The following is a 21,095-nucleotide window of genomic DNA, read 5'->3' as shown; positions in this document are numbered from 1 at the left end:
GAGGGGCTAGTAATAATTACTCAGTGAACAGTCAACACGGGCTAAACGCCCCGCTACCGCTAACAGCACTCCCAATTCCCAATGCCGTTATCAAAAAATTGGGTTAAAAACCCCGTCCTGGAAGGACGACTTTATATTAATTTCCTCTTTTACAGTATCTAGTCTATAATGTAAGGAATATCTACAAAGTATATGGAGCAAGCTTTCCGCTATCGTTTTTACCCAACTTCTGAACAAGAAACCTTGTTACGGAAAACTATCGGATGTGTGCGCTTGGTTTATAACCGAGCGCTGGCGGCGAGAACGGAGGCTTGGTACGATAGACTTGAAAGAATCGACTACCTTAAGACAAGTTCGTTGCTGACTGAATGGAAAAAGCAAGAGGAATTGCAATTTCTGAATGAAGTTAGCAGTGTGCCATTACAGCAGGGATTACGAAATTTACAAAAAGCCTTTGCTAACTTTTGGGCAGGACTTGCTCAATATCCAAACTTTAAAAAGAAGCATCATGGAGGTTCTGCTGAATTTACTAAGGCTGCTTTTCGGTGGAAGGATGGACAAATTTGGCTTGCTAAGTGTGCCCAAGCCTTGCCTATTCGCTGGAGTAGACAATTGCCAGTTAATTGCCAACCATCTACTATAACTGTCAAACTCGACGCAAGTGGACGGTGGCACATTTGTTTGCTTGTAGACAACCAAGGTATTAAGCCGTTACCTGTGACTGATAAATCTATCGGCTTGGACGTTGGTATAACTTCGTTGATAGCTACTAGCGATGGCGATAAAATCGTCAACCCTAAGCACTTTAAACGATTGCGTTCTCAACTTAGGCAACTCCAGAAATCTCTATCTCGCAAGCACAAAGGCTCTAACAACAGATACAAGGCACGACGCAAGGTTGCTAAAATTCATGCAAAAATAACGAATTCTCGCTCAGATTTTTTACATAAGCTAACAACCCAACTAGTGCGTGAAAACCAAACGATAGTAGTTGAAAATTTAGCTATCAAGAATATGGAGAAAAATCCCTCTCTTGCACAGCATATTTCAGATGCTAGTTGGGGTGAATTAATCAGGCAACTAACTTACAAGTGCCAGTGGTATGGACGAGAACTGATAAAAATAGACCGATGGTTCCCTAGCTCAAAGCGTTGTGCAACTTGCGGTTACGTAGTAGATAAAATGCCATTAAATATTCGAGAGTGGGATTGTCCTAAATGTGACACACATCACGACCGAGATATAAATGCAAGTAAGAATATTTTGGCTGCGGGACTCGCAGTGTCAGTCTGTGGATCGAACATAAGACCCGATAATCTTGAGATTAAAAGGCAGTTGAGTAAAACCCGTAAGGCTTGCCTTGAGCGTAGTCGAAAGGGAAAGAAGCAGAAACCTAAGTCGTGAGTCTTAGGAATCCCTGTACCTTTAGGTCAGGGAGGATGTCAAAGTTGAATAAGCTTACAAATTCAAATCAATTCCTTTTTGTAATCACTTCGCCAACGGTTCAGCAGCCAATGTCGCTAAAATCATCATCAAATCCTTCAGAAGAGTCAGAAAAACCTGAAAAAATTTATTTACCGCGTACCAGCGAATCCCAGAAGCTAAAAAAGATTCGCCACACTGCTTCCCATGTGATGGCAATGGCGGTACAAAAGCTGTTTCCCAAGGCGCAAGTTACAATTGGTCCTTGGATTGAAAACGGATTTTATTACGACTTCGATAACCCAGAACCATTTAGCGAAAACGATCTTAAAGCCATCAAAAAAGAGATGGTCAAGATTATCAATCGCAAATTGCCAGTTATTCAAGAAGAAGTCAGTCGCGAAGAGGCCGAACGCCGGATTCAGGAAATTAAGGAACCTTACAAGTTAGAAATCCTCGCAGATATTAAACAGGAACCAATCACGATTTACCACTTGGGGAATGAATGGTGGGATTTGTGTGCGGGACCTCATGTGGAAAACACCAGTGAATTAAACCCCAAAGCCATTGAATTAGAAAGTGTTGCTGGCGCTTATTGGCGTGGGGATGAAACCAAAGCCCAACTACAACGCATCTACGCTACCGCTTGGGAAAGTCCAGAACAACTCGCTGAGTACAAGCGGCGGAAAGAAGAAGCCTTGCGGCGAGATCATAAGAAACTCGGTAAAGAACTAGGATTATTTATATTTTCTGACTTAGTAGGGCCGGGTTTACCCTTGTGGACGCCCAAAGGTACTCTGTTGCGGAGTATTTTAGAAGACTTCCTAAAGCAGGAACAACTAAAACGGGGCTATTTGCCTGTAGTAACGCCCCACATTGCCAAAGTCGATTTATTTAAAACCTCTGGACACTGGCAAAAATATAAAGAAGATATGTTTCCCTTAATGGCGGACGATGAAGAAGCGGCCGCACAGGAGGTGGGCTTCGTCATGAAGCCAATGAATTGCCCTTTCCACATCCAAATATATAAGAGCGAGTTGCGTTCCTATCGAGAACTACCCTTGCGGTTTGCAGAATTCGGCACTGTTTATCGCTACGAACAATCGGGAGAATTGGGCGGTTTGACGCGGGTGCGCGGTTTTACTGTGGATGATTCTCACTTGTTCGTCACCCCAGAACAACTCGATAGCGAATTCATCAGCGTGGTGGATTTGATTTTATCGGTGTTCAATAAACTGCAACTGAAGAACTTTAAAGCTAGATTGAGTTTCCGCGATCCAGCTAGTGATAAGTATATTGGTGACGATGAAGTTTGGGACAAAGCCGAAGCTGCGATTCGGCGTGCAGTTGAAACCTTGGGGATGCAACACTTTGAGGGAATCGGGGAAGCGGCATTTTATGGGCCGAAACTCGATTTTATCTTCAGTGATGCCCTAGAACGGGAATGGCAATTGGGAACTGTGCAGGTAGATTACATTTTGCCAGAACGTTTTGATTTAGAGTACGTTGCTGAAGATGGTTCTCGCAAACGTCCGGTGATGATTCACCGTGCACCTTTTGGTTCGCTGGAAAGGTTGATTGGTATTTTGATTGAAGAGTATGCGGGAGATTTTCCCTTGTGGCTGGCACCAGTACAAGCGAGATTACTGCCAGTAGGTGAAGCACAGTTAGATTTTACTAAAGATCTAGTAGCAAAGATGCGGGCATTAGGTATCCGTGCAGAGGTGGATACTAGTGGCGATCGCTTGGGTAAACTCATTCGCAACGCAGAGAAAGATAAAATACCTGTGATGGCAGTCGTGGGAGCCAAGGAAGTGGAAACCAACACCTTGAGTATCCGCACCCGCGCCTCTGGGGAATTGGGCGCTGTATCTGTGGATGAGGTCTTAGATAAGATGAAGAATGCGATCGCTAACTTCGAGAACTTTTAGTAATCTCTTAGGTATTGCCCACCTCCATACTTGAGATCTTAAGCTTAACTACTTTATAACTTTCCAAAGTTTTAGCTGAAATACCCGCTACCTTTCCTAATACGGTAGCGGGTATTGTTATCTACTCAAAACCTCAACCGTCTAATATCATGTTCGGGTGAAGACTTATCATTAGGACTGACGCACAAGGGGACGCGGAGAAATTTTAATAATAAGTGATTATCCGAACTTGATATAAGCACTTGTATATCCGTTTATGCGTAAATAGGGTAAAGACTTATTAAGAGATTGTTACAAAGTTTAGTAGAATGACATCATCCACAGATAAGTATTTTTTCTTACTCACATGATGATAGCGGATCGATTTCCCTGGCTTACCGCGATTGTCTTGCTGCCACTGATTGCTTCCCTGCTCATCCCTGTGCTGCCTGATAAAGACGGCAAGCGCGTGCGTTGGTATGCACTGGGTGTAGGTATTGCAGACTTTGCCTTGATGTGTTACGTCTTTTGGAAGCATTACGATGTGAGCAGTGCTAGTTTTCAACTCGTGGAGAACTATGCCTGGGTACCTCAGTTAGGTCTGAACTGGGCAGTATCGGTCGATGGAATTTCATTTCCACTTGTGCTTCTAGCAGGATTAGTCACCACACTCTCGATTTTTTCAGCTTGGCAAGTTAATCACCGACCCCGCCTTTTCTATTTTCTGATGCTTGTGCTGTATTCTGCACAAGTAGGCGTGTTCGTTGCCCAAGACTTGCTACTATTTTTCATCATGTGGGAAGTAGAGCTAATTCCCGTATACCTACTAGTGTGCATTTGGGGTGGGCAGAAACGCCGCTACGCAGCAACAAAATTCTTGCTTTATACAGCAGCAGCTTCAATATTTATCCTAGTGGCAGCCCTAGCAATGGGTCTATACGGCGGCGGTAATATGTCTTTTGATATAACCGTACTTGCCATGAAGGAATACCCGCTTAGTTTACAATTGCTGCTTTATGCAGGGTTGTTGATTGCATTTGGTGTCAAGCTGGCTGTTTTCCCCATGCACACTTGGTTACCTGATGCTCACGGAGAAGCATCCTCTCCTGTGTCGATGATTTTAGCTGGTGTGTTGCTCAAAATGGGCGGATACGGGCTGATTCGCCTCAATCTTGAGATGCTCCCTGATGCACACATTTATTTTGCACCGGTTCTAGCTATTCTGGGAGTTGTCAACATTATCTATGGTGGATTGAACTCTTTTGCTCAGACTAATATGAAGCGACGTTTGGCTTATTCGTCGATTTCACACATGGGATTTGTACTGCTGGGTATTGCGTCGTTCACTGATTTAGGAATCAACGGCGCAATGTTACAGATGATTTCACATGGTTTGATTGCATCCGTGCTGTTCTTCTTAGCGGGTGTTACTTACGATCGCACCCACACTATGGTAATGAAAGACATGGGTGGTATTGGTCAAGCTATGCCCAAAGTGTTTGCTCTGTTTACAATTGGAGCGATGGCATCCCTGGCTCTTCCTGGTATGAGCGGCTTTGCTGGCGAACTCTCGGTCTTCCTTGGTATAACAACCAGTGACGTTTACAGTTCAACTTTCTGTACTGTAACGGTTTTTCTCGCCGCAGTTGGAGTCATCCTCACACCTATCTATCTACTTTCCATGCTGCGGCAGGTATTTTATGGTAAAGACGCAGCACTTCTATGCGACATTAATAATGCGGGTTTGGAAAATCGAGAAGATGAGGGAACAGTTTGTTTTGGTACAGACTGCCTCGTGCCAGAAGAAGCAGTCTACGAGGATGCCAGACCTCGTGAAGTGTTTATCGCTGCCTGTTTTCTGCTGATAATTATCGGGATTGGCTTCTACCCCAAGGTAGCTATGCAGATGTACGATGTGAAGACTGTCGCAGTTAACGCTCGTATTCGTCAGTCATATGCCATAGTTTCGCAAACAAATCCCCAGATTTATGCTAATAGATTATTGGTTCCGAAAATCTCAGAAACTGAGCTAACACCAATTTTAGGAACTTTGAAATAACCTGCTTCAAATCTATTTCTGTACAAAAGAGCAATGGTAGTGGCGATCTCCACCAATGCTAACTTCAATAACTTCTAGCAAAAGTAGGGTGAGCAATGCTCATCTTACAAAATTACATATAAATTATCGCTTAAACCTGTAGGGTGGGTAAATATTTGCCCACCCTATTGGCTTGGTTTTAATAGCGGTGAGACAACCAAGTTACTTTTGAATAATTTATATTGCAAAGCTTTAAGATGATTGATTTTGTCAGGCCACCAAGCGATCGCAATCTTGCGTAATTATCGCTAAAACCGAAACAATACCTCATAACAAGTTAAGTAATTTCAACTAAATAATCGCTCTGAAAAACCAGCATAATTTAAGATTATGGTAGTTAATACGTAAGTATAGTCATAAAAAAAACATATTAATCCTGAAATACTTAAAGTTTCCACTTTGCTACCTTTTTAGTAGTTGAGAGTTCAGGAATTCTAAATAATGAATTACTCTAAAACAACCACAGATCAAGATTTCACTGCACTAGGCGATCATCAGAAGAATCAAAAAAATTTGCAGAACCCAGAAAGCCGTTACCAATGGGAGCGAACTTATGAGAATCTACCTGGACATGTTAAAGGTGTTCCCAAAGGAGAAGGGTTTAGCATCGGAAAAATCATCATTTTTCTTTTCACTGCTATTAAAGGTGTAATAGGTTTACTTACAGCGCAATTTATACATTTATTTCCTTACCTTTGGAACAAGTTTAAAAAAGGTGAAATTGTCTTTACAGGCACAGCAGACTTAGGATTATTGACAATTTTTTCTGATTTTAATAAGTGGAATAATCTAGAAGAATTAGATGAATTTTTCAAACCGTGGACATTTTTTCAAAAGCCAGAAGTTGCTAAAAATTGGCAGTCAGATATAGAATTTGGCCGCCAACGTCTGAACGGCATGAATCCAGTGATGATACGCAAGTGCCAGCCAGGAGATATTAATCCCAACGGAAATTTTGCTGTTAATAATGAAATAATTAACCCAGTTAGGGGTAAGGATATCGATCTAACATCAGCATTGGCAGAAAACCGTCTCTATATCTTAGACTATCCAATCTTTAATAAGATTATCACTGCTGATTTAGCAGATCAATTAGGAAGGTATTTACAGTCTCCAATTTGTCTTTTTTATGTAGATGACCAAAAACAGCTTGTTCCGGTCGCCATACAATTAGAGGAAAAAACTGGCGCTAAAAACGAGAACATTAAGCAAATATTCACCCCTAATTCGCTACCGGAACACTGGTCAGCAGCTAAGCTAGCCGTAGTTGGTGCCGATCTTGCTTACCACGAGATGCTTTCCCACTTGCTGAACACACATCTAATTATTGAGCCTTTTGCAGTCAGTACAAACCGAAAACTATCGCCGCAACATATTTTATATCAACTGTTAAAGCCTCATTTTTTTAACACCTTGCCAATCAATGATATGGCTCGTAATATATTCTTGGGCAGAGGTCGTTTATTTGATAAAACAGCCTCATTGGGTTATGTCGGTTCTAATGAGATTTTGAATAGAGGATACAATGGCATAAAGCATAGCTATGGAGAAACAGAAAATCAAGCACAAGGATTGAATTTTTACGAGCTAGCTTTGCCATATAACTTGGTAGCACGTCAGGTTGATGAATTACCAAATTACTACTATCGTGACGATGCATTATTAATCTGGGACGCTATCAAAAACTATGTAGACGATGTTTTGCGATCGCACTACAAAAATGATGCAGAAATCATTGGCGATCGGCAACTTCAAAGCTGGAAAGAGGAACTGATCAATAATGGCAATATCAAAGGGCTGTTGACTCCTGATAAATCTAACCAGCTGAATACATTAGATGATTTGATTGAGATTGCTACCAACATTATTTTTACGGCAACGGCTCAGCATTCAGCCGTCAATTTTGGTCAATATGACTATGCTGCATGGATTCCTAATAACCCATTTGCTGTTTATAAGCCATTCTTGGATCTATTTGAACCTGAAAGTGAAAACAAAGTAACACTCGCTCAAAGGTTACCAAAACGCTTTCAATCTATTGTGCAAATCGTTCTTGTGAAGCTTTTAACTATAGCGCCTCCATACTCCAGCAAATCTCTTGTGACTTTGACAAATCCTTTCTCGGAACCTATGGCAAAACAGGCATTCCAGAAATTCCAAACAAGTCTTCAAGAAATCGAAACCAAAATATCCGTTCGCAACGCATCTGTTTCTCAGCCTTACACTTACCTTCTCCCTTCCCGAATTGCACAAAGTATTGCTATATAGGGAAAATATCGTAGCAATTCTCATTTGAATGCAACACTTGGTAGGGGCGCATAGCTATGCGCCCCTACTGTATTACACCCAATTAAAAATCGCTATAATAATGTGGATTTAGTATAAAAAATTTCCAAGCAATCAAGCAGTGTCAAATGCATATTATCTCTAATTAGGGGTCATTTATGTGGGATGCTGGTTGATTGATTAGGGAGTATTTGCAGATGTCTGTTGTTTCTGGTGTCACTGTTACCGTTCCCGCCACAACTGCTAATTTGGGGCCAGGTTTTGATTGCATTGGTGCAGCTTTAAAGCTTTATAATCAGTTCAAGTTCACTCGTGTAGAAGAGGGGGGGTTAATTATCACTGTTACAGGTGAAGAAGCCCAACGAGTACAAACTGATGAAAGCAATCTCCTCTACCAAGCATTTATCAGATTTTATCAACATATAGAGCAGACACCGCCATCGGTGAAAATTGAAATTCAACTAGGTGTACCGCTAGCGAGGGGTTTGGGTAGTTCCGCGACTGCAATTGTGGGTGGGTTGGTTGCGGCGAATCAACTTGAGGGTTCGCCCATGAGTCAGTCGCAAGTGATGGAATTAGCGATCGCAATGGAAGGACATCCTGATAATGTAGTTCCAGCTTTTTTGGGTGGATGTCGGCTGGCTGCTTCCGGTGGCGCAGGTTGGGAAATTTGTGATGTTCCTTGGCATCAAGATATCATACCAGTTGTAGCTATTCCTAATTTTGAACTTTCCACTTCAGAAGCACGGCGGGTTCTGCCAACGGAAGTCACTCGTGCAGATGCGATTTTCAACACTGCACACTTGGGTTTATTATTGCGTGGCTTGGAAACTGGTAAAGCAGAATGGTTAAAGACGGCTTTGCAAGATAAATTGCATCAGCCCTATCGCAAAGCTTTAATTCCTGGTTACGATGCTGTCAATTTAGCAGCTGTAACAGCTGGTGCTTATGGCATGGTGATTAGTGGTGCAGGTCCGACACTGTTAGCTTTGACGGATGAGTTACACTCAGAAGCTGTGGAAGCAGCGATGTCCAGTACTTGGGAACAAGAAGGAATTATAGCCAATGTGCGATCGCTTTCTCTGGATATCCAAGGCGCAAAAAGTTAGAAGATGGGCATTGGGCATGGGAAGAGGCAGGGGGCAGGGGGAGAAACCTCTTTCCCCTCTGCTCCCTGCTCCCCTGCCTCCTCATCTCCCGGTCAGTGAGCGAACGCGAGTGCGTCTCGCAGAGAAGCCAAACTGCATCTCCCCCAGTCCCCAGTCCCCACCCACACTTATGGATCAAATTCAAACTGAAATAGTGGTGCTTAAGTCTCAAATTCAGGCTCTCCAGCAAGAACGCACTGCGCTCACTATTAATAATGTAATATCTGGCGAAAATGATTCACCTTTGGCAATGGTTGAGGCTTACCGTCGCCAAGCTAGAGAAAATCCCCAATTATCTGCTGAACTCAAGGGCATAGATGATGCAGTTGCAGCGCTGGAATTGCAACTACAGCAAAAACAAGCCCAATTAGCCCGTTGGCAAATTGAATCAAAACAACTTACCCAACAGCAGCAGTTAGAGGAAGCGAAAAAAGTAGCTCAAGTTCATGCTCAACGCATTAATCAACTCGCAGCAGAACTAGCTACAGAAATCAGGCTACTCAAACGTTGCGCTGATGAGCTTAGTCCTATGTATTGGCAAGTTTATTACAAACCCTTCATTACTGGGTTCAAGACAATCTCCGTTCCCTATGTCCGCTCAGATGGTGAAGTCTGGACGATTGTCAACCGTATTGTTTAAAATCTCAGCTAACACTCATCAAGCAAAAATCAGACTAAACCATAACTTAGGACGGTGGCATTAGCCGCCGTTTTTTGTTGACGTTGCAAAACTTTACATTTACAATGGGCAACAGCAGCTATGGATAAGTATTTATTACTATCTAAATCTAAAATTTAATCTTTTCAAGAGCGATCGCGTTTACAAAAGTACAAATTGCTTAATATAATGTAATTAAAAGCGAAAAGTGAAATTGATTGTCAGAAGTGATGAATGCTATGGAATTTCCTTGGTTAACAGCCATAATTGCCCTGCCCTTGGTGGCTGCCTTAGCCATCCCGCTAATCCCAGATAAAGAAGGTAGAACCGTTCGTTGGTACGGTTTAGGAGTTGCTTTCGCAGATTTCGCATTGATGATTTATACCTTTTGGTATAAGTACGACTTCCAAAGTTCAACACTCCAACTGATAGAAAACTATCCTTGGGTACCGCAGTTAGGTTTACATTGGGCTGTGGGGGTTGATGGTTTATCGATGCCCTTAGTACTTCTAACAGGCTTAATCAATACCCTCGCAATCTTCGCGGCTTGGAAAGTTACCAACAAGCCGCGATTATTTTATGGTTTGATGCTGGCGATGTACAGCGCCCAGCTTGGCGTGTTTGTTGCTCAGGATTTGCTGTTGTTCTTCCTGATGTGGGAAATCGAGTTAGTGCCGGTTTACCTGCTGATTTCCATTTGGGGAGGACAAAACCGTCGCTATGCAGCTACTAAATTCATTCTTTACACCGCTGCTGCTTCAATATTCATTTTGGTAGCGGGTTTTGCACTTGTCTTCTCAGGAGATACAGTCACCTTTGATATGGCGACTCTGGGAATGAAAGAATATCCCAAAGCTCTTGAACTATTAGTCTACGCGGGTTTCTTGATTGCCTTTGGTGTAAAACTGCCAATTTTCCCCTTGCACACTTGGCTACCCGATGCTCACGGTGAAGCATCAGCACCTGGTTCCATGATATTAGCTGGTGTGTTGTTGAAAATGGGTGGTTACGCTCTCATCCGCATCAATGTTGAGATGCTGCCTAATGCTCATGTTTACTTTGCTCCAGTGCTGGCGATTTTAGGTGTAGTTAACATTGTCTACGGTGCTTGCTGTGCCTTTGCTCAAACCAATCTCAAGCGTCGTTTGGCTTATTCTTCAATTGCCCACATGGGGTTTGTGCTGATTGGAATTGCCTCCTACACAGAACTTGGCATCAGCGGCGCTGTACTACAAATGGTTTCTCACGGTTTGATTGCTGCTAGCTTGTTCTTCTTATCCGGTGTCACTTACGATCGCACCCACACCTTGATGATGGATAAAATGGGTGGAATAGCGAAGGTAATGCCCAAAACTTTTGCTCTGTTTACCGCTGGCTCAATGGCTTCTCTCGCTTTACCAGGAATGAGTGGCTTCGTTGGTGAGTTGATGGTATTTCTAGGTATCGCCACCAGTGATGTTTACAGTTCTAGCTTCAAAGTTGTAGTGGTGCTGCTATCAGCAGTTGGCGTGATTTTGACACCAATTTACTTACTGTCGATGCTGCGTCAAGTGTTCTACGGTAACCAAAACAAAGACTTACACTTGGATGCTGTAATATCTGATGTCAAACCCCGCGAACTGTTCATTACCGCTTGTTTATTGCTACCAATCATTGGTATCGGGTTCTATCCCAAGTTGGTAACGCAGACTTATGATGTCAAGGCAGTAGAGTTAGCCGCCCATGCTCGCCAAGTTCTACCAGTTGTTGCTCATCAACAACCATCAAGTCTCTACTCACGTATTTTTACAGCACCAACCTTGGCTAGTTCTCAAATTGAAAATTTAGTTAATATTTCAAAGTAAAATATACATCCTACAAAGGGTGCTGGAATTAAATTCTAATTATGAGGGGAATAAAGGGGTGGTTGTATAACCACCCCTAAAATTTTGGCATTACTGCAAGGAAATTTATCCAAATACTAGATCTGGTTCTTCACAGAAGTTAAATAAGGCTGACTCACTTTCTGATTCATCTTCAAATACAGCAGAGATGTACCATTCACAGGGCGAATCATTCGTATATTCTGCCCAAGCAATTGTTACTGCTTCACCGACGGGAATCCCTTCTTCAGAAAGGGTAAATTGAGACCATTCATCATCATCAAGAGATGCCCATAACTCTGTAATTGCTAGATCGGTATTATTGGTGACGGTAAACGTAAACTGGTCTGACATATATATTCTGCCTTTTTTCAAGTAGATTGCACCCTGAGATTATCCAATTACTAATTGTGGGGTGGGCGTCTCGGCTGCCTGCAATAAAGGGCGGATAAGATACTTACCCCACAAGATTGGATAATTGATGGGTTGGAAGTCCCTAATACTTCTTTTTCCAATTTGGGATTAGAAGATCGTGACTGTTCTAAATTATTCAAACTTTAGCTGACCGTCAATATTGGCAAGATGCTCATCAAGATTGATATATGTTCCTAATGTTTCTCCGTCTGCTCTTTCGCATTCAGCACGGAGTCTGTTTCTACCAGCTAAACCAATATTGTCGCAGGTGAGAGCAAATTTATCTCCATCCCAACTTAAGGTTCCATCCAGATTGCTGATATATGGATTTAAGTCGATAGTAGTTGTAGAAACAGTATATCCATCCGCATTTTGGCAATCAGCCGTTAAGGTTGAACCCTCAACACTAATGTTCTGACAGGTTTGAGAAAATTGACCAGTTGCCCAAGCGTTAGCGATCGCCATATTAAAGCTCAGGAAGATGGCACACAAAAAAGTTACACAAATTTTCAACATTAGCTGTTTTTCCTCAAAATTGATTAAACCAACCAAGCGAAAATTTTATACTCTTATATTTTTCTCTACAAAAAAATAATATTTTTTTAACTATAGCTGGTTTTATACTTTAGTTCTGTTGGAGTAATCCTTAAAATGGTATGCTCCTGGGCTGCTAACTCTCATAACCTCCGTTAATACCCTGCTAATAAATTGTAACAATTAAAACTTTTTCTTGATTCATACTGCTGGTTCTCTGATTTTCCCAAAAATTTTGTAGTATCCCCTTGACACGATGTATTTTATGTATTACAAATGTAGTATAGATACAAAAGCCTCCCCAAGAGGTAAAACTAAAACATCTCAGAACCAAGAAAACTGAATAGCTAATTACAACTTTTGGGGTCGCGATTGGCGTTCGACTGCTCCGAAACCAACAAACGGACGGTTGCAGGATTCGGGTTCAATTCCCGACGACTCCACTGACCAAACAAGGCAAAAGTAGAGACGCGATTAATCGCGTCTGTACAAAAGTTAAAAGGCAAAAAAAAGAAAAGAATAATTTCTATTAATTTTCGCAAACTTGGGTCTGTAACTCTAATGGTAGAGCGCCCGGATTCACTTGTGCCCTGACAGAAAAAGCTTACATACTTGCTCAAAGGTAGAGCGATCGTCTCTAAAACGATAAGTGCAGGTTCAATTCCTGCGGTGTTACCACAGCTTTTTCAACTTGTACGAGGTGTGAGTGCAACTCTCACAGGGAAGGTATCGGTTCAATTCCGATCAGATCCACTAAATAATTCGTAATTCGTAATTACAAAAGAGGTGATTGTGATGGTTCATATTCGATTTGAAGGACGTTCTGTTGATATTGTAGAAACACAACTGGGAATTACAGCAAGTATGAATGATATGGCAGTAAAGGAACAGGTTGCGCGGCATTTAGATGTAAATAGCGATCGCCTTTCTGCTTACGTAGTCGATCGGCGTCCCAGTGGGGATTTAATCGTCCGTCCTGAAGCTGTCTACGGTTAAAATGTTTAGTTTCCGTGCCCTGACAAAAGAAGCATACATACACATTTATAACGGTCCTAAGGTAGTAAAATTCGAGCGATCGAACAAGCGTTGTATGATTTATAAATCTCTCGCAGATTTACCATACGTGCCCACTGCCAATAGTTGGTAAGAGCGGCCGTAAGCTGTAAAAAGCTTCTTAAACTTGCACGGTTTTATTTAAGAATTAATTCCGCGCCCTAACTTGTAAAGCCTACACACTACTATCCGGCAACGGATATACAGGTTCGATTCCTGTCGCTTCCACTTATGGGAGCGTAGCCAAATTGGTAAAGGCAACTGTGAAAATTGCTTTGCTAACTTGTGCGGAATTCCTATTATTTAAATTGTATTTATCTATCAACCCTGACTCGATTATTAATTTGGAGGTGAGTTCAATGATGTTCGCAAACTTATGTTTAATCAAAACTCGATCGGTAGAACTATATTTAAACAATATGAGATATGAGCGAACATCGTTTGAGCGAAATTGTGATTGAGCGTCCTCGTGGTGGTAGGAGAATTAGCCTCAAAAAATTGTCTGGTTTTAAAAAGCAATTAGACAAACTCACTAAAGAAGCGAGTGATGACGGATTATTAAATCCCTACCTGATTAAACCAAGAAACAAATCGAAACATCTTTCAGATCATCTCGGCCCCTTGCGTCGGTTTTTGCGCTCAAAAGTTGGACAGCCGTGGAATGACGTTTATAGCGAACTGTGTCAACGATTAGATACCAAAACAATGGCAGGACAACATGTTATTGGTCATCTTTGGGACTACGTTGAACGGCATGTGGAAATAACTGATGGTAATGTCTATAGAAAGTCTTACCAAGGTTATCGATATCAGTTAGATCGAGGCTATGGCGATCGCTTTTACATTCATCCTCAGACTGGAATACTTTGTGCAATCGAAAAAAGCCTCGAAAGCAGGAGCAAAACTCAGAGCAAATTGATGTTCTGATTGTTGATGAATATCATCAATATCACAAACTGAATGATATTTGGTATCTAATTACCTTTGAGGATTTTCCACCGCCACCAACTAATTATGTCACAGATGTTCTTAAAGGTTTCATTCACCATTATGCCGCGTTATTGCATAAAGGTAGAAGAATTTACGCTGTTAGTAAACGGCAGTGTAGTAAGAAAGAAATTCGATTTATTTTAAATCAAATTTATCAGAACTAAAATTTTCACTTCGTGCCCTAACCGAGAAAGCTTACATACTAGCCGAATTGGTAAGGCACTTGAATCAAGATCAAGCAACTACGGGTTCAAATCCCGTGTGTGAATCAACAGCTTTTTCAACTTGCACGAAGTGATCCAATTTTGGATTTTAGATTTTGGATTAAAAGTCTTAATTACAAACCTGCTTGATTGAATTAAAAATAATATTGATTATTCTAATCTGGTATGATTGGAGACTGCAATGACTGTGAAAAGTTTAGAAATTTTAGAACAAATCAAGTCTCTAAATGTTAGTGAAACCGCTCAATTAGTAAAGCAAATTGAAGCAACTTTCAATGTCGATATATCCACGCCTAAATTCCTTCAGATTGACAAGCGAGATGAGGATGAAACTCAACCGCAGATTCAAACGGAATTTCATGTCTTGTTGGTATCGATTCCAGCAGAGAAAAAGATTGCCTTACTCAAGGTCATCCGGACGGTGACTGGGCTGGGACTCAAAGAAGCAAAAGACTTTGTGGAATCTCTGCCTCAAGTAGTTCAGACAGGAATGAACCAAGAAGCAGCTGAAATTCTCAAGCAACAGCTAGAGGAAAGAGGAGCAGTTGTTTCTCTGACGTAAGAGGATGGGGACTGGGGAATTAAGATAGATTAAAAATCCTATTTTCCAATCCCCAATCCCCAATACCCAATACCTTGGCAGTTGTTGTCGCGCCCCGATCGCAGAAGCTTACATAACTCTGAATAAGTTATACACAATGCTTCTACAACTTGCGCGGTGACTTGATCGCCCCGCATACAACATCTGCCTCCTCATGCATCACAATTAGAGGAGGTTATTATGAATACCGCAGAACGTGACCTGCGCTTGGAAATGCTCAACAGTTTGCTGACAACCCCTCACCGCAAACTTGAGCAAGTCGCAGAAATTCACAAGTTAATTGTTGAACTCGATCCTATTTTCTACGGACACCTGGCAGTCTGGTATCAGCGTCATGGTGATGTCCGCGACCATAAGGAAGTGTTTGTTGCTCACTTGCTAACTAGCAATTTGGTTGAACACCGCGACGCCGGATTTATCATGCTGCAAGAGTTTCCACCTTATCAAGTGGCGCGTGTAGTGGACTTTATGAAGCAGCAGCAAAATAAACTGCCTCGTTCGGCTCGGACTGCTGTGCGGCGTTACTTGAAGACACGGGAAAGCAATCCCGCTTTGTTCGATCGCGCTGCGCTGCGGGGTCGTAAGGCAATGAAGCACCTCTATGCTTCGCTGCACATCAAACCAAATGAACGAGCAAATGCGATTCTGTTCCGTGATACTCCTCCAGAGGGTTCGTTAGCAGATATCCTCAAGCGGCTTGCTAAAGCGGAAAGTGCCGCAGAACAAGCGCGGCTGATTGTGGAGTTCAATATTCCCTATACGATCGCGATCGGTACAATCAAACAACTCACACCGGTTGTGCTGGTGGCGTTAATCAACAGCATGTCTCCCCAGGAAGCGATTAATAACCTCAAGTCACTCCAAGCTAGAGGTGCAATGGATCACCCACAAGTCAAAAAGCTGATTGATTCTAAGCTGGAAGAAGCATCTAAGAGTGGGCGTGTTGCAGCATTCAAAGCCCAGATTGCCGCAGACACCGCAGATTTCGATGCAGACACCGTTGCACGTTTGGAAAAAGTGACCAACGAACAGGTGAAACGACGTGGTGCGATCGCTCGTCCAACTGCCTTACTGGTAGATAAGTCTGGTTCAATGGAGAATGCGATCGCGATCGGTAAGCAACTCGCTGCCCTCATCTCTGGTATCACTCAAGCAGAACTGTTTGTCTACGCCTTCGACACCATTCCTTACGCTGTCACGGCAAAGGGCAACGAGTTAACCGACTGGGAGCGTGCTTTTCAGCACATCAACGCAGGTGGTGGTACTAGTATCGGTTCTGCGTTGGAAGCAATGCGGAAGAAGAAGCAGGTTGTTGACCAGATTATTCTGGTGACGGATGAAGGCGAAAATGCAGCTCCTTACTTCGGTGAAGTCTACAAGACCTATTGCCGAGAGTTTGCAGTCATGCCTAATGTGGTGATTGTCCGTGTGGGTACTCATTACAACTGGGTGGAGAGTCAACTCAAGCAGCAGCAAGCACCTGTGGATACTTTCACCTTTGAGGGTGACTACTACAGCTTGCCAAACCTTGTCCCACTCCTAACGCGTCCCTCTCGTCTGGATTTGCTGATGGAGATTCTGGACATGCCGTTGCCTGTGCGAGACGATAAGTAAAGTACATCAGGGTGCGTCATACTTATTTCTAACGCATCCTGATATTTTGTCAGTTTACACTAGAGATTTTTCAATCCTGACAATTAGGCTTATTTACGCATTATTACTGTTATTTATTAAGTCCTATCTTAATTACTTTCGGGCGTCACCTCAGCACTAGGCGTAGGTGTAGGTTCAGGTGTGGGGGTCTCTGTGGGAGTTGGCGTTGGCGTTGGCGTTGGAGTTGGCGTCGGAGTTGGAGTTGGTGTCGCTGTGGGTGTTTCTGTAGGCGTTGGTGTCGGAGATGCAGGTGGAGTGGGAGTTTGGGTTGTAATGGTGAGTTGATAGTCTACTGGTTTGGATGCTGTGGAAACAACGACAAACTCATAAAAACCGTTTTCTGGTAACTTATTTGATAAAGTCCGCCGGGTAGAATCTTCTAAAAGTTTGATTTTGCCAGAGGGTGAATAAACTGATAACAAAACTTGGGAATTCGCTTGTAGCTTTAATTCTAAAGATTGCTCTTTGGCAAGTTCAGCAATGAAAACTTTACCACCACCAGGTTGCAGAGTACCACTGACTGTTTTGCCGATCGCACCAGGATCAAAGCCAAGTTTCTGGAAAGCACTACCAGCGAGGATCGCACTGAGTTTATCACTCACAAATCCGTACCAAACTTGTCCAATGGGCTGTTCTGCAAAGTTTTTATCGCGTTGCTCAGGGAATACACTTAAAAAAGCTGCATCTCCCAAATCGTACAAAGAACGGCTACCAACATTGATGCGGTTGACTTCGACTTTCCAGCGATCGCGTTCAGCAGTTGTATAAGTTCCTAATTGCCGACGTGTATTTGAACTCAGTGGTGCTAGCTTTTCCAGCAATTCTGATGCTGTTTTATCCCATTCTGCCCGCAAACTCTCATCTTCGGAACCGTTGCTAAGAGTCCGTCCGCGTAAACTGGGATTTCTGTCCCAAAAAACTTGATTCACTAAGTTAATGTAAAACTTCTCGTCAATGCCCAACTGTTGACGGCGATCGCTTAATTGTTGTTTACGCTGACGTTCGGCTGGTGAGTATTCCGCTAAGGGATCGACTGGCTGGTTACTGGTTGGGATTGGGCTGGGTGTGGGGCTAGGTTCACCTTTCCCTCCATTGCGGTTGCTACTCACTCCCCAGAAAATTAATCCAGCTGTAGTAACTGCTGCCAGTGCTGCTAGGAAGGTTTTGGTTGGTGTCCAGGAACTTGTGGGCTGAGGAGATGGGGGAGATGCGGTTCGGCTTTGCTCACCTACCAAGAGATGGGGAGATGGGGGAGGAGGGGAGATGGCGACGGTGGCGGATGTGGGTTCTGGCGGGGCGGGAGTGGGGTATTGAGTCGCGGGATAGCTCACTGGGGGCGAGTTGAGGGCTTCGAGTACTTGACGGACTGATTGATAGCGATCGCCTGGTCTGGCAGCTAGCATTTTATCTAATACTTGTCCTAAAAGAGGACTCAGGCTAACTTCTCGTCGCCATTGCCAGGTTAAATTATAACTATCAATCAATTCTTGTGGTAGTTTCCCTGTCAGTAAAACCAACATTGTGGCAGCTAAGGCATACAAGTCACTGTGGGGAGACACCAACCCAGTTTGCATCTGTTCTGGGGGAGCAAATCCTACTTTACCTAATAGGGTTGGTGATGGGGAAGAAGCGACTGCGCCGGGTTGGTAATATTGTGAAGCTACAGTTGCTACTACTTGTTTAACACCGCCAAAATCAATTAATACTGGTAGTTGGTCAAAAGTGCGAAGTATTAAGTTATCTGGAGAAATATCTCGATGAATTACGCCTATTGAGTGGATGTACTCCAACACTGGTAAAATTTGCTGCAACAATTGGCGGACTTCGGCTTCTGTAAAGCGTAAACCTTGCTTTGTCCGGGTATTTAATAAAGAGTTGTAAGTTTCCCCTTCTACATAATCTTGCACCAAAAACAGATATTCTCTGCCCTGTAAGTTAGTGCGAAGCAGTTCTCGGAAGCGGGGAATTTGGGGATGTTGTAGCCGATAGAGAACACTTGCTTCTCTTTGAAAAAGTTCTTCAGCTTTTTCGACAACGTAAGCGGTTTGGACTTGGGGAGAAAATTCTTTTAAAACACAAAGTTCGCGGAAGCGGTTAACATCTTCAGCTAAATAAGTGCGTCCAAAGCCACCTTGACCGAGTTGACGCACAATCACATAGCGATCGCCTAAAGTTAATCCTGCTTGTATACCATAACTCATAGGCGTATCCAACTTCTCACCACACTGAAGACAAAAGCGACTACCTGGGGAATTTTCATGTCCTTTAGAACAATATAATTTAGTCATTAGTCATTAGTCATTAGTCATTAGTCATTCTCCGCGTCTTTGCGTTCCCAGTCACGTTAATTGCCAGATTTTACTTTATCAATTCGATCGGCTGCCATCGCATACCAAATTTGACCGAAAGTTTGCTGATTGAGTTTCCCACGGTCTTGGTCAGGAAACAAGCGATCAAATTTTTCATTTGTTTCTTTGTTCAACCGATCAATTGTATAGTCTCCGAATTCTCCAGCTCGCGCTTGTCGTCTCCATCTTTCATAATCTTGTGTAGTGTAAGTTCCTAGTTTGCGACGTGCTGCTGTACTGAGATTAGCTTGTTCTACTTTATTCAAAAACTGGTCAGCGAGGCGGTACCACTCATCTCGTAAACGAGCATCTTCAGGTTTTGAGGAGAGGCTACGCCCCTTTAACTGGGAATTTTTTGTATAAAAAATATCATCTACGAAGCGAGTAAAAAATCCTTCGCTAATTTGTAGCTTTTGGCGGCGACTGATAATTTCTTGGAGGTTGCCACTTGTGCCGCGATCGCTGACTGGTTGACTGCTAGGATTGGGTAATTGGGGAATTTGCGGTAAAGATATAGATGGTATGGTAATTGAAGATACGCCGCGAATGACTGCGTTTACCACTGCCCAAGCACCTGCACCAGTTAAGACGACTAAAGCTGTACCACCAAGACTCATCACAAAAGGACGAATCCAAACAGGGAAAGATGCCGGTTTAGCGATTGCTTGGGTTCTGTTTTGGAATCTACTGATAATAGCGCTGGCGCGTTGTTTTCCAGGAGCAACTACCATCGTTTTAATCTTGGTAATATAATTTGCTGGAGGTTTAGTTGCATTGAGCGATGGTAAATCTTTGAGGATCTGCTCGGCTCGTTGATAGCGATCGCTCGGTTTATAAGCCAGCATCTTTTTTAACACAGACTCTAGTTTGGGACTGACTTGGATTTGCTTGCCCCAGTACCAAATTCCCTGATAGCTATCGTATAATTTTTGCGGTTCTTGCCCCGTTAGTAACACTAATGCAGTTACAGCTAAAGAGTATAAATCACTACTAAAAAATGCTTTTCCTTGGCGTAGCTGTTCCTCTGGAGCATAACCTTTTTTACCAAGCAAAGTGTTATTTCCAACCAGCTGAGTACGCCAAAAACCTTGAGAAGCTGGCAACTGTTTGACGCCACCAAAATCAATCAACACTGGCAGATTATCAGAACGCCGCCAAATCAAGTTATCGGGAGAGATATCGCGGTGAACTACATCCCGTGAGTGAATGTAGGATAATACGGGTAAAATTTGTTGCAGTAGGGTAATTATTTCCTCTTCACTAAAGGCTTTTCCTTGACTGCGACGCTGTTCTAATAATTGGTCAAAATTGTCGCCATCTACATAATCTTGGACTAAAAAGAAAAAATCTTTAGTACCTATTTTCACTTGTAGCGAACTGTGAAAACGCGGAATTTGAGAATGCTGGAGTTTTTTGAGGACATTGGCTTCTCGTTCAAATAACTCTTTGGCTTTTTGTAAATCTTGTTTTTCTTGTACTTGGGGTGCAAATTCCTTCAGCACACAGGTTTGATGCGATTTCTTTTTATCCTCCGCCAAATAAGTGCGTCCAAAGCCACCTTGACCTAGTTGACGTATGATTTGATAGCGATTATCTATAACCTGTCCCACAGCAAGAGGTAATGGTTCACCGCAAAGGATACAAAAGCGGTTACCATTATCGTTTGTGTGTTGTTTGCTGCAATAGACCTGCATGGTGCCCAAGGATAAATTAAGATTTTATTGAATGACTACAACAGGTATACTCTTATTTTCGGATATCTTACCAAACCTTGGGGGTAGGATGTTCCTATCGTCAGGAATGTAGATTAATATAAAGAACAATATTTTTGTATATTTATATACTAACATTATTTTTCGGTTAAAAGTAAAAGGGCAAGGGTAATGCAAAGAAA

16 protein-coding genes and 1 tRNA gene are annotated in these 21,095 nt (G+C 42.7%); 12 read left to right on the top strand and 5 right to left on the bottom strand.

Features of this window, described 5'->3' with window-relative positions; genetic code table 11:
* Positions 1 to 192 precede the first annotated feature (192 nt).
* The 7 genes from ACM0OY_RS11275 (at position 193) to ACM0OY_RS11245 (ending at position 11,366) form a co-directional block, all read left to right on the top strand.
* Positions 193 to 1,404 carry an RNA-guided endonuclease InsQ/TnpB family protein gene (locus ACM0OY_RS11275; protein WP_414568941.1) on the top strand — a complete coding sequence of 404 codons (1,212 nt, stop codon included), beginning with the start codon at positions 193 to 195 and terminating at the stop codon, positions 1,402 to 1,404.
* A 110-nt stretch (positions 1,405 to 1,514) separates the two neighbouring features.
* Entirely contained in the window at positions 1,515 to 3,353 is a 1,839-nt protein-coding gene (thrS, locus tag ACM0OY_RS11270) for a threonine--tRNA ligase (RefSeq protein ID WP_414568940.1), read from the top strand.
* Between the two features lie 349 nt (positions 3,354 to 3,702).
* A complete protein-coding gene (locus ACM0OY_RS11265; RefSeq protein ID WP_414568983.1) occupies positions 3,703 to 5,391 on the top strand; it encodes an NAD(P)H-quinone oxidoreductase subunit 4 in 1,689 nt (562 codons plus the stop codon).
* A 480-nt stretch (positions 5,392 to 5,871) separates the two neighbouring features.
* Positions 5,872 to 7,698, top strand: a complete 1,827-nt coding sequence (locus ACM0OY_RS11260) for a lipoxygenase family protein (protein ID WP_414568939.1) — start codon at positions 5,872 to 5,874, stop codon at positions 7,696 to 7,698.
* A 215-nt stretch (positions 7,699 to 7,913) separates the two neighbouring features.
* Entirely contained in the window at positions 7,914 to 8,825 is a 912-nt protein-coding gene (gene thrB, locus ACM0OY_RS11255; protein WP_414568938.1) for a homoserine kinase, read from the top strand.
* Between the two features lie 169 nt (positions 8,826 to 8,994).
* The gene (locus tag ACM0OY_RS11250; protein WP_414568937.1) at positions 8,995 to 9,504 is read left to right on the top strand and encodes a hypothetical protein; all 510 of its coding nucleotides are present in this window, start codon (positions 8,995 to 8,997) and stop codon (positions 9,502 to 9,504) included.
* Between the two features lie 248 nt (positions 9,505 to 9,752).
* Positions 9,753 to 11,366, top strand: a complete 1,614-nt coding sequence (locus ACM0OY_RS11245; RefSeq protein WP_414568982.1) for an NAD(P)H-quinone oxidoreductase subunit 4 — start codon at positions 9,753 to 9,755, stop codon at positions 11,364 to 11,366.
* 105 nt (positions 11,367 to 11,471) lie between these two features.
* On the opposite strand, the gene ACM0OY_RS11240 is transcribed toward ACM0OY_RS11245, so the two are convergent.
* Together ACM0OY_RS11240 and ACM0OY_RS11235 are read right to left on the bottom strand one after the other, a co-directional pair.
* On the bottom strand, positions 11,472 to 11,738 hold the full coding sequence (locus ACM0OY_RS11240) for a hypothetical protein (protein WP_414568936.1): 267 nt from the start codon (positions 11,736 to 11,738) through the stop codon (positions 11,472 to 11,474).
* A 192-nt stretch (positions 11,739 to 11,930) separates the two neighbouring features.
* Positions 11,931 to 12,314, bottom strand: coding sequence for a CVNH domain-containing protein (locus ACM0OY_RS11235; RefSeq protein WP_414568935.1), 384 nt, complete (start codon positions 12,312 to 12,314; stop codon positions 11,931 to 11,933).
* 813 nt (positions 12,315 to 13,127) lie between these two features.
* Here ACM0OY_RS11235 and ACM0OY_RS11230 point away from each other — a divergent pair.
* The 4 genes from ACM0OY_RS11230 to rplL all read left to right on the top strand — a co-directional run bounded on the left by ACM0OY_RS11230 (position 13,128) and on the right by rplL (position 15,161).
* Complete coding sequence (locus ACM0OY_RS11230) at positions 13,128 to 13,328, top strand: hypothetical protein (protein WP_414568934.1); 201 nt, start codon at positions 13,128 to 13,130, stop codon at positions 13,326 to 13,328.
* A 483-nt stretch (positions 13,329 to 13,811) separates the two neighbouring features.
* Positions 13,812 to 14,312, top strand: coding sequence for a hypothetical protein (locus ACM0OY_RS11225; protein WP_414568933.1), 501 nt, complete (start codon positions 13,812 to 13,814; stop codon positions 14,310 to 14,312).
* Positions 14,313 to 14,571: 259 nt separating this feature from the next.
* Positions 14,572 to 14,641 (top strand) — tRNA-Leu (locus ACM0OY_RS11220).
* A 139-nt stretch (positions 14,642 to 14,780) separates the two neighbouring features.
* Positions 14,781 to 15,161 carry a 50S ribosomal protein L7/L12 gene (gene rplL, locus ACM0OY_RS11215; RefSeq protein ID WP_414568932.1) on the top strand — a complete coding sequence of 127 codons (381 nt, stop codon included), beginning with the start codon at positions 14,781 to 14,783 and terminating at the stop codon, positions 15,159 to 15,161.
* Between the two features lie 38 nt (positions 15,162 to 15,199).
* Here rplL and ACM0OY_RS11210 read toward each other — a convergent pair whose 3' ends face one another.
* Positions 15,200 to 15,337 carry a hypothetical protein gene (locus ACM0OY_RS11210; protein WP_414568931.1) on the bottom strand — a complete coding sequence of 46 codons (138 nt, stop codon included), beginning with the start codon at positions 15,335 to 15,337 and terminating at the stop codon, positions 15,200 to 15,202.
* Positions 15,338 to 15,380: 43 nt separating this feature from the next.
* Between ACM0OY_RS11210 and ACM0OY_RS11205 the strand changes: the two genes are divergently transcribed.
* Complete coding sequence (locus tag ACM0OY_RS11205; RefSeq protein ID WP_414568930.1) at positions 15,381 to 16,814, top strand: vWA domain-containing protein; 1,434 nt, start codon at positions 15,381 to 15,383, stop codon at positions 16,812 to 16,814.
* 128 nt (positions 16,815 to 16,942) lie between these two features.
* On the opposite strand, the gene ACM0OY_RS11200 is transcribed toward ACM0OY_RS11205, so the two are convergent.
* Both ACM0OY_RS11200 and ACM0OY_RS11195 read right to left on the bottom strand, forming a co-directional pair.
* The gene (locus ACM0OY_RS11200; RefSeq protein ID WP_414568929.1) at positions 16,943 to 19,141 is read right to left on the bottom strand and encodes a protein kinase domain-containing protein; all 2,199 of its coding nucleotides are present in this window, start codon (positions 19,139 to 19,141) and stop codon (positions 16,943 to 16,945) included.
* 56 nt (positions 19,142 to 19,197) lie between these two features.
* Positions 19,198 to 20,895: a protein kinase domain-containing protein gene (locus tag ACM0OY_RS11195; RefSeq protein ID WP_414568928.1), complete on the bottom strand. Its 1,698-nt coding sequence runs from the start codon at positions 20,893 to 20,895 to the stop codon at positions 19,198 to 19,200.
* Positions 20,896 to 21,095 lie beyond the last annotated feature (200 nt).

Origin of the sequence: Nostoc sp. CCY 9925 (genome assembly GCF_963920935.1) — a bacterium.
Classification (GTDB): Bacteria; Cyanobacteriota; Cyanobacteriia; order Cyanobacteriales; family Nostocaceae; genus Nostoc.
Note: the sequence above shows the minus strand (reverse complement) of the source record. Positions and strands in the feature narration are given on the sequence as shown.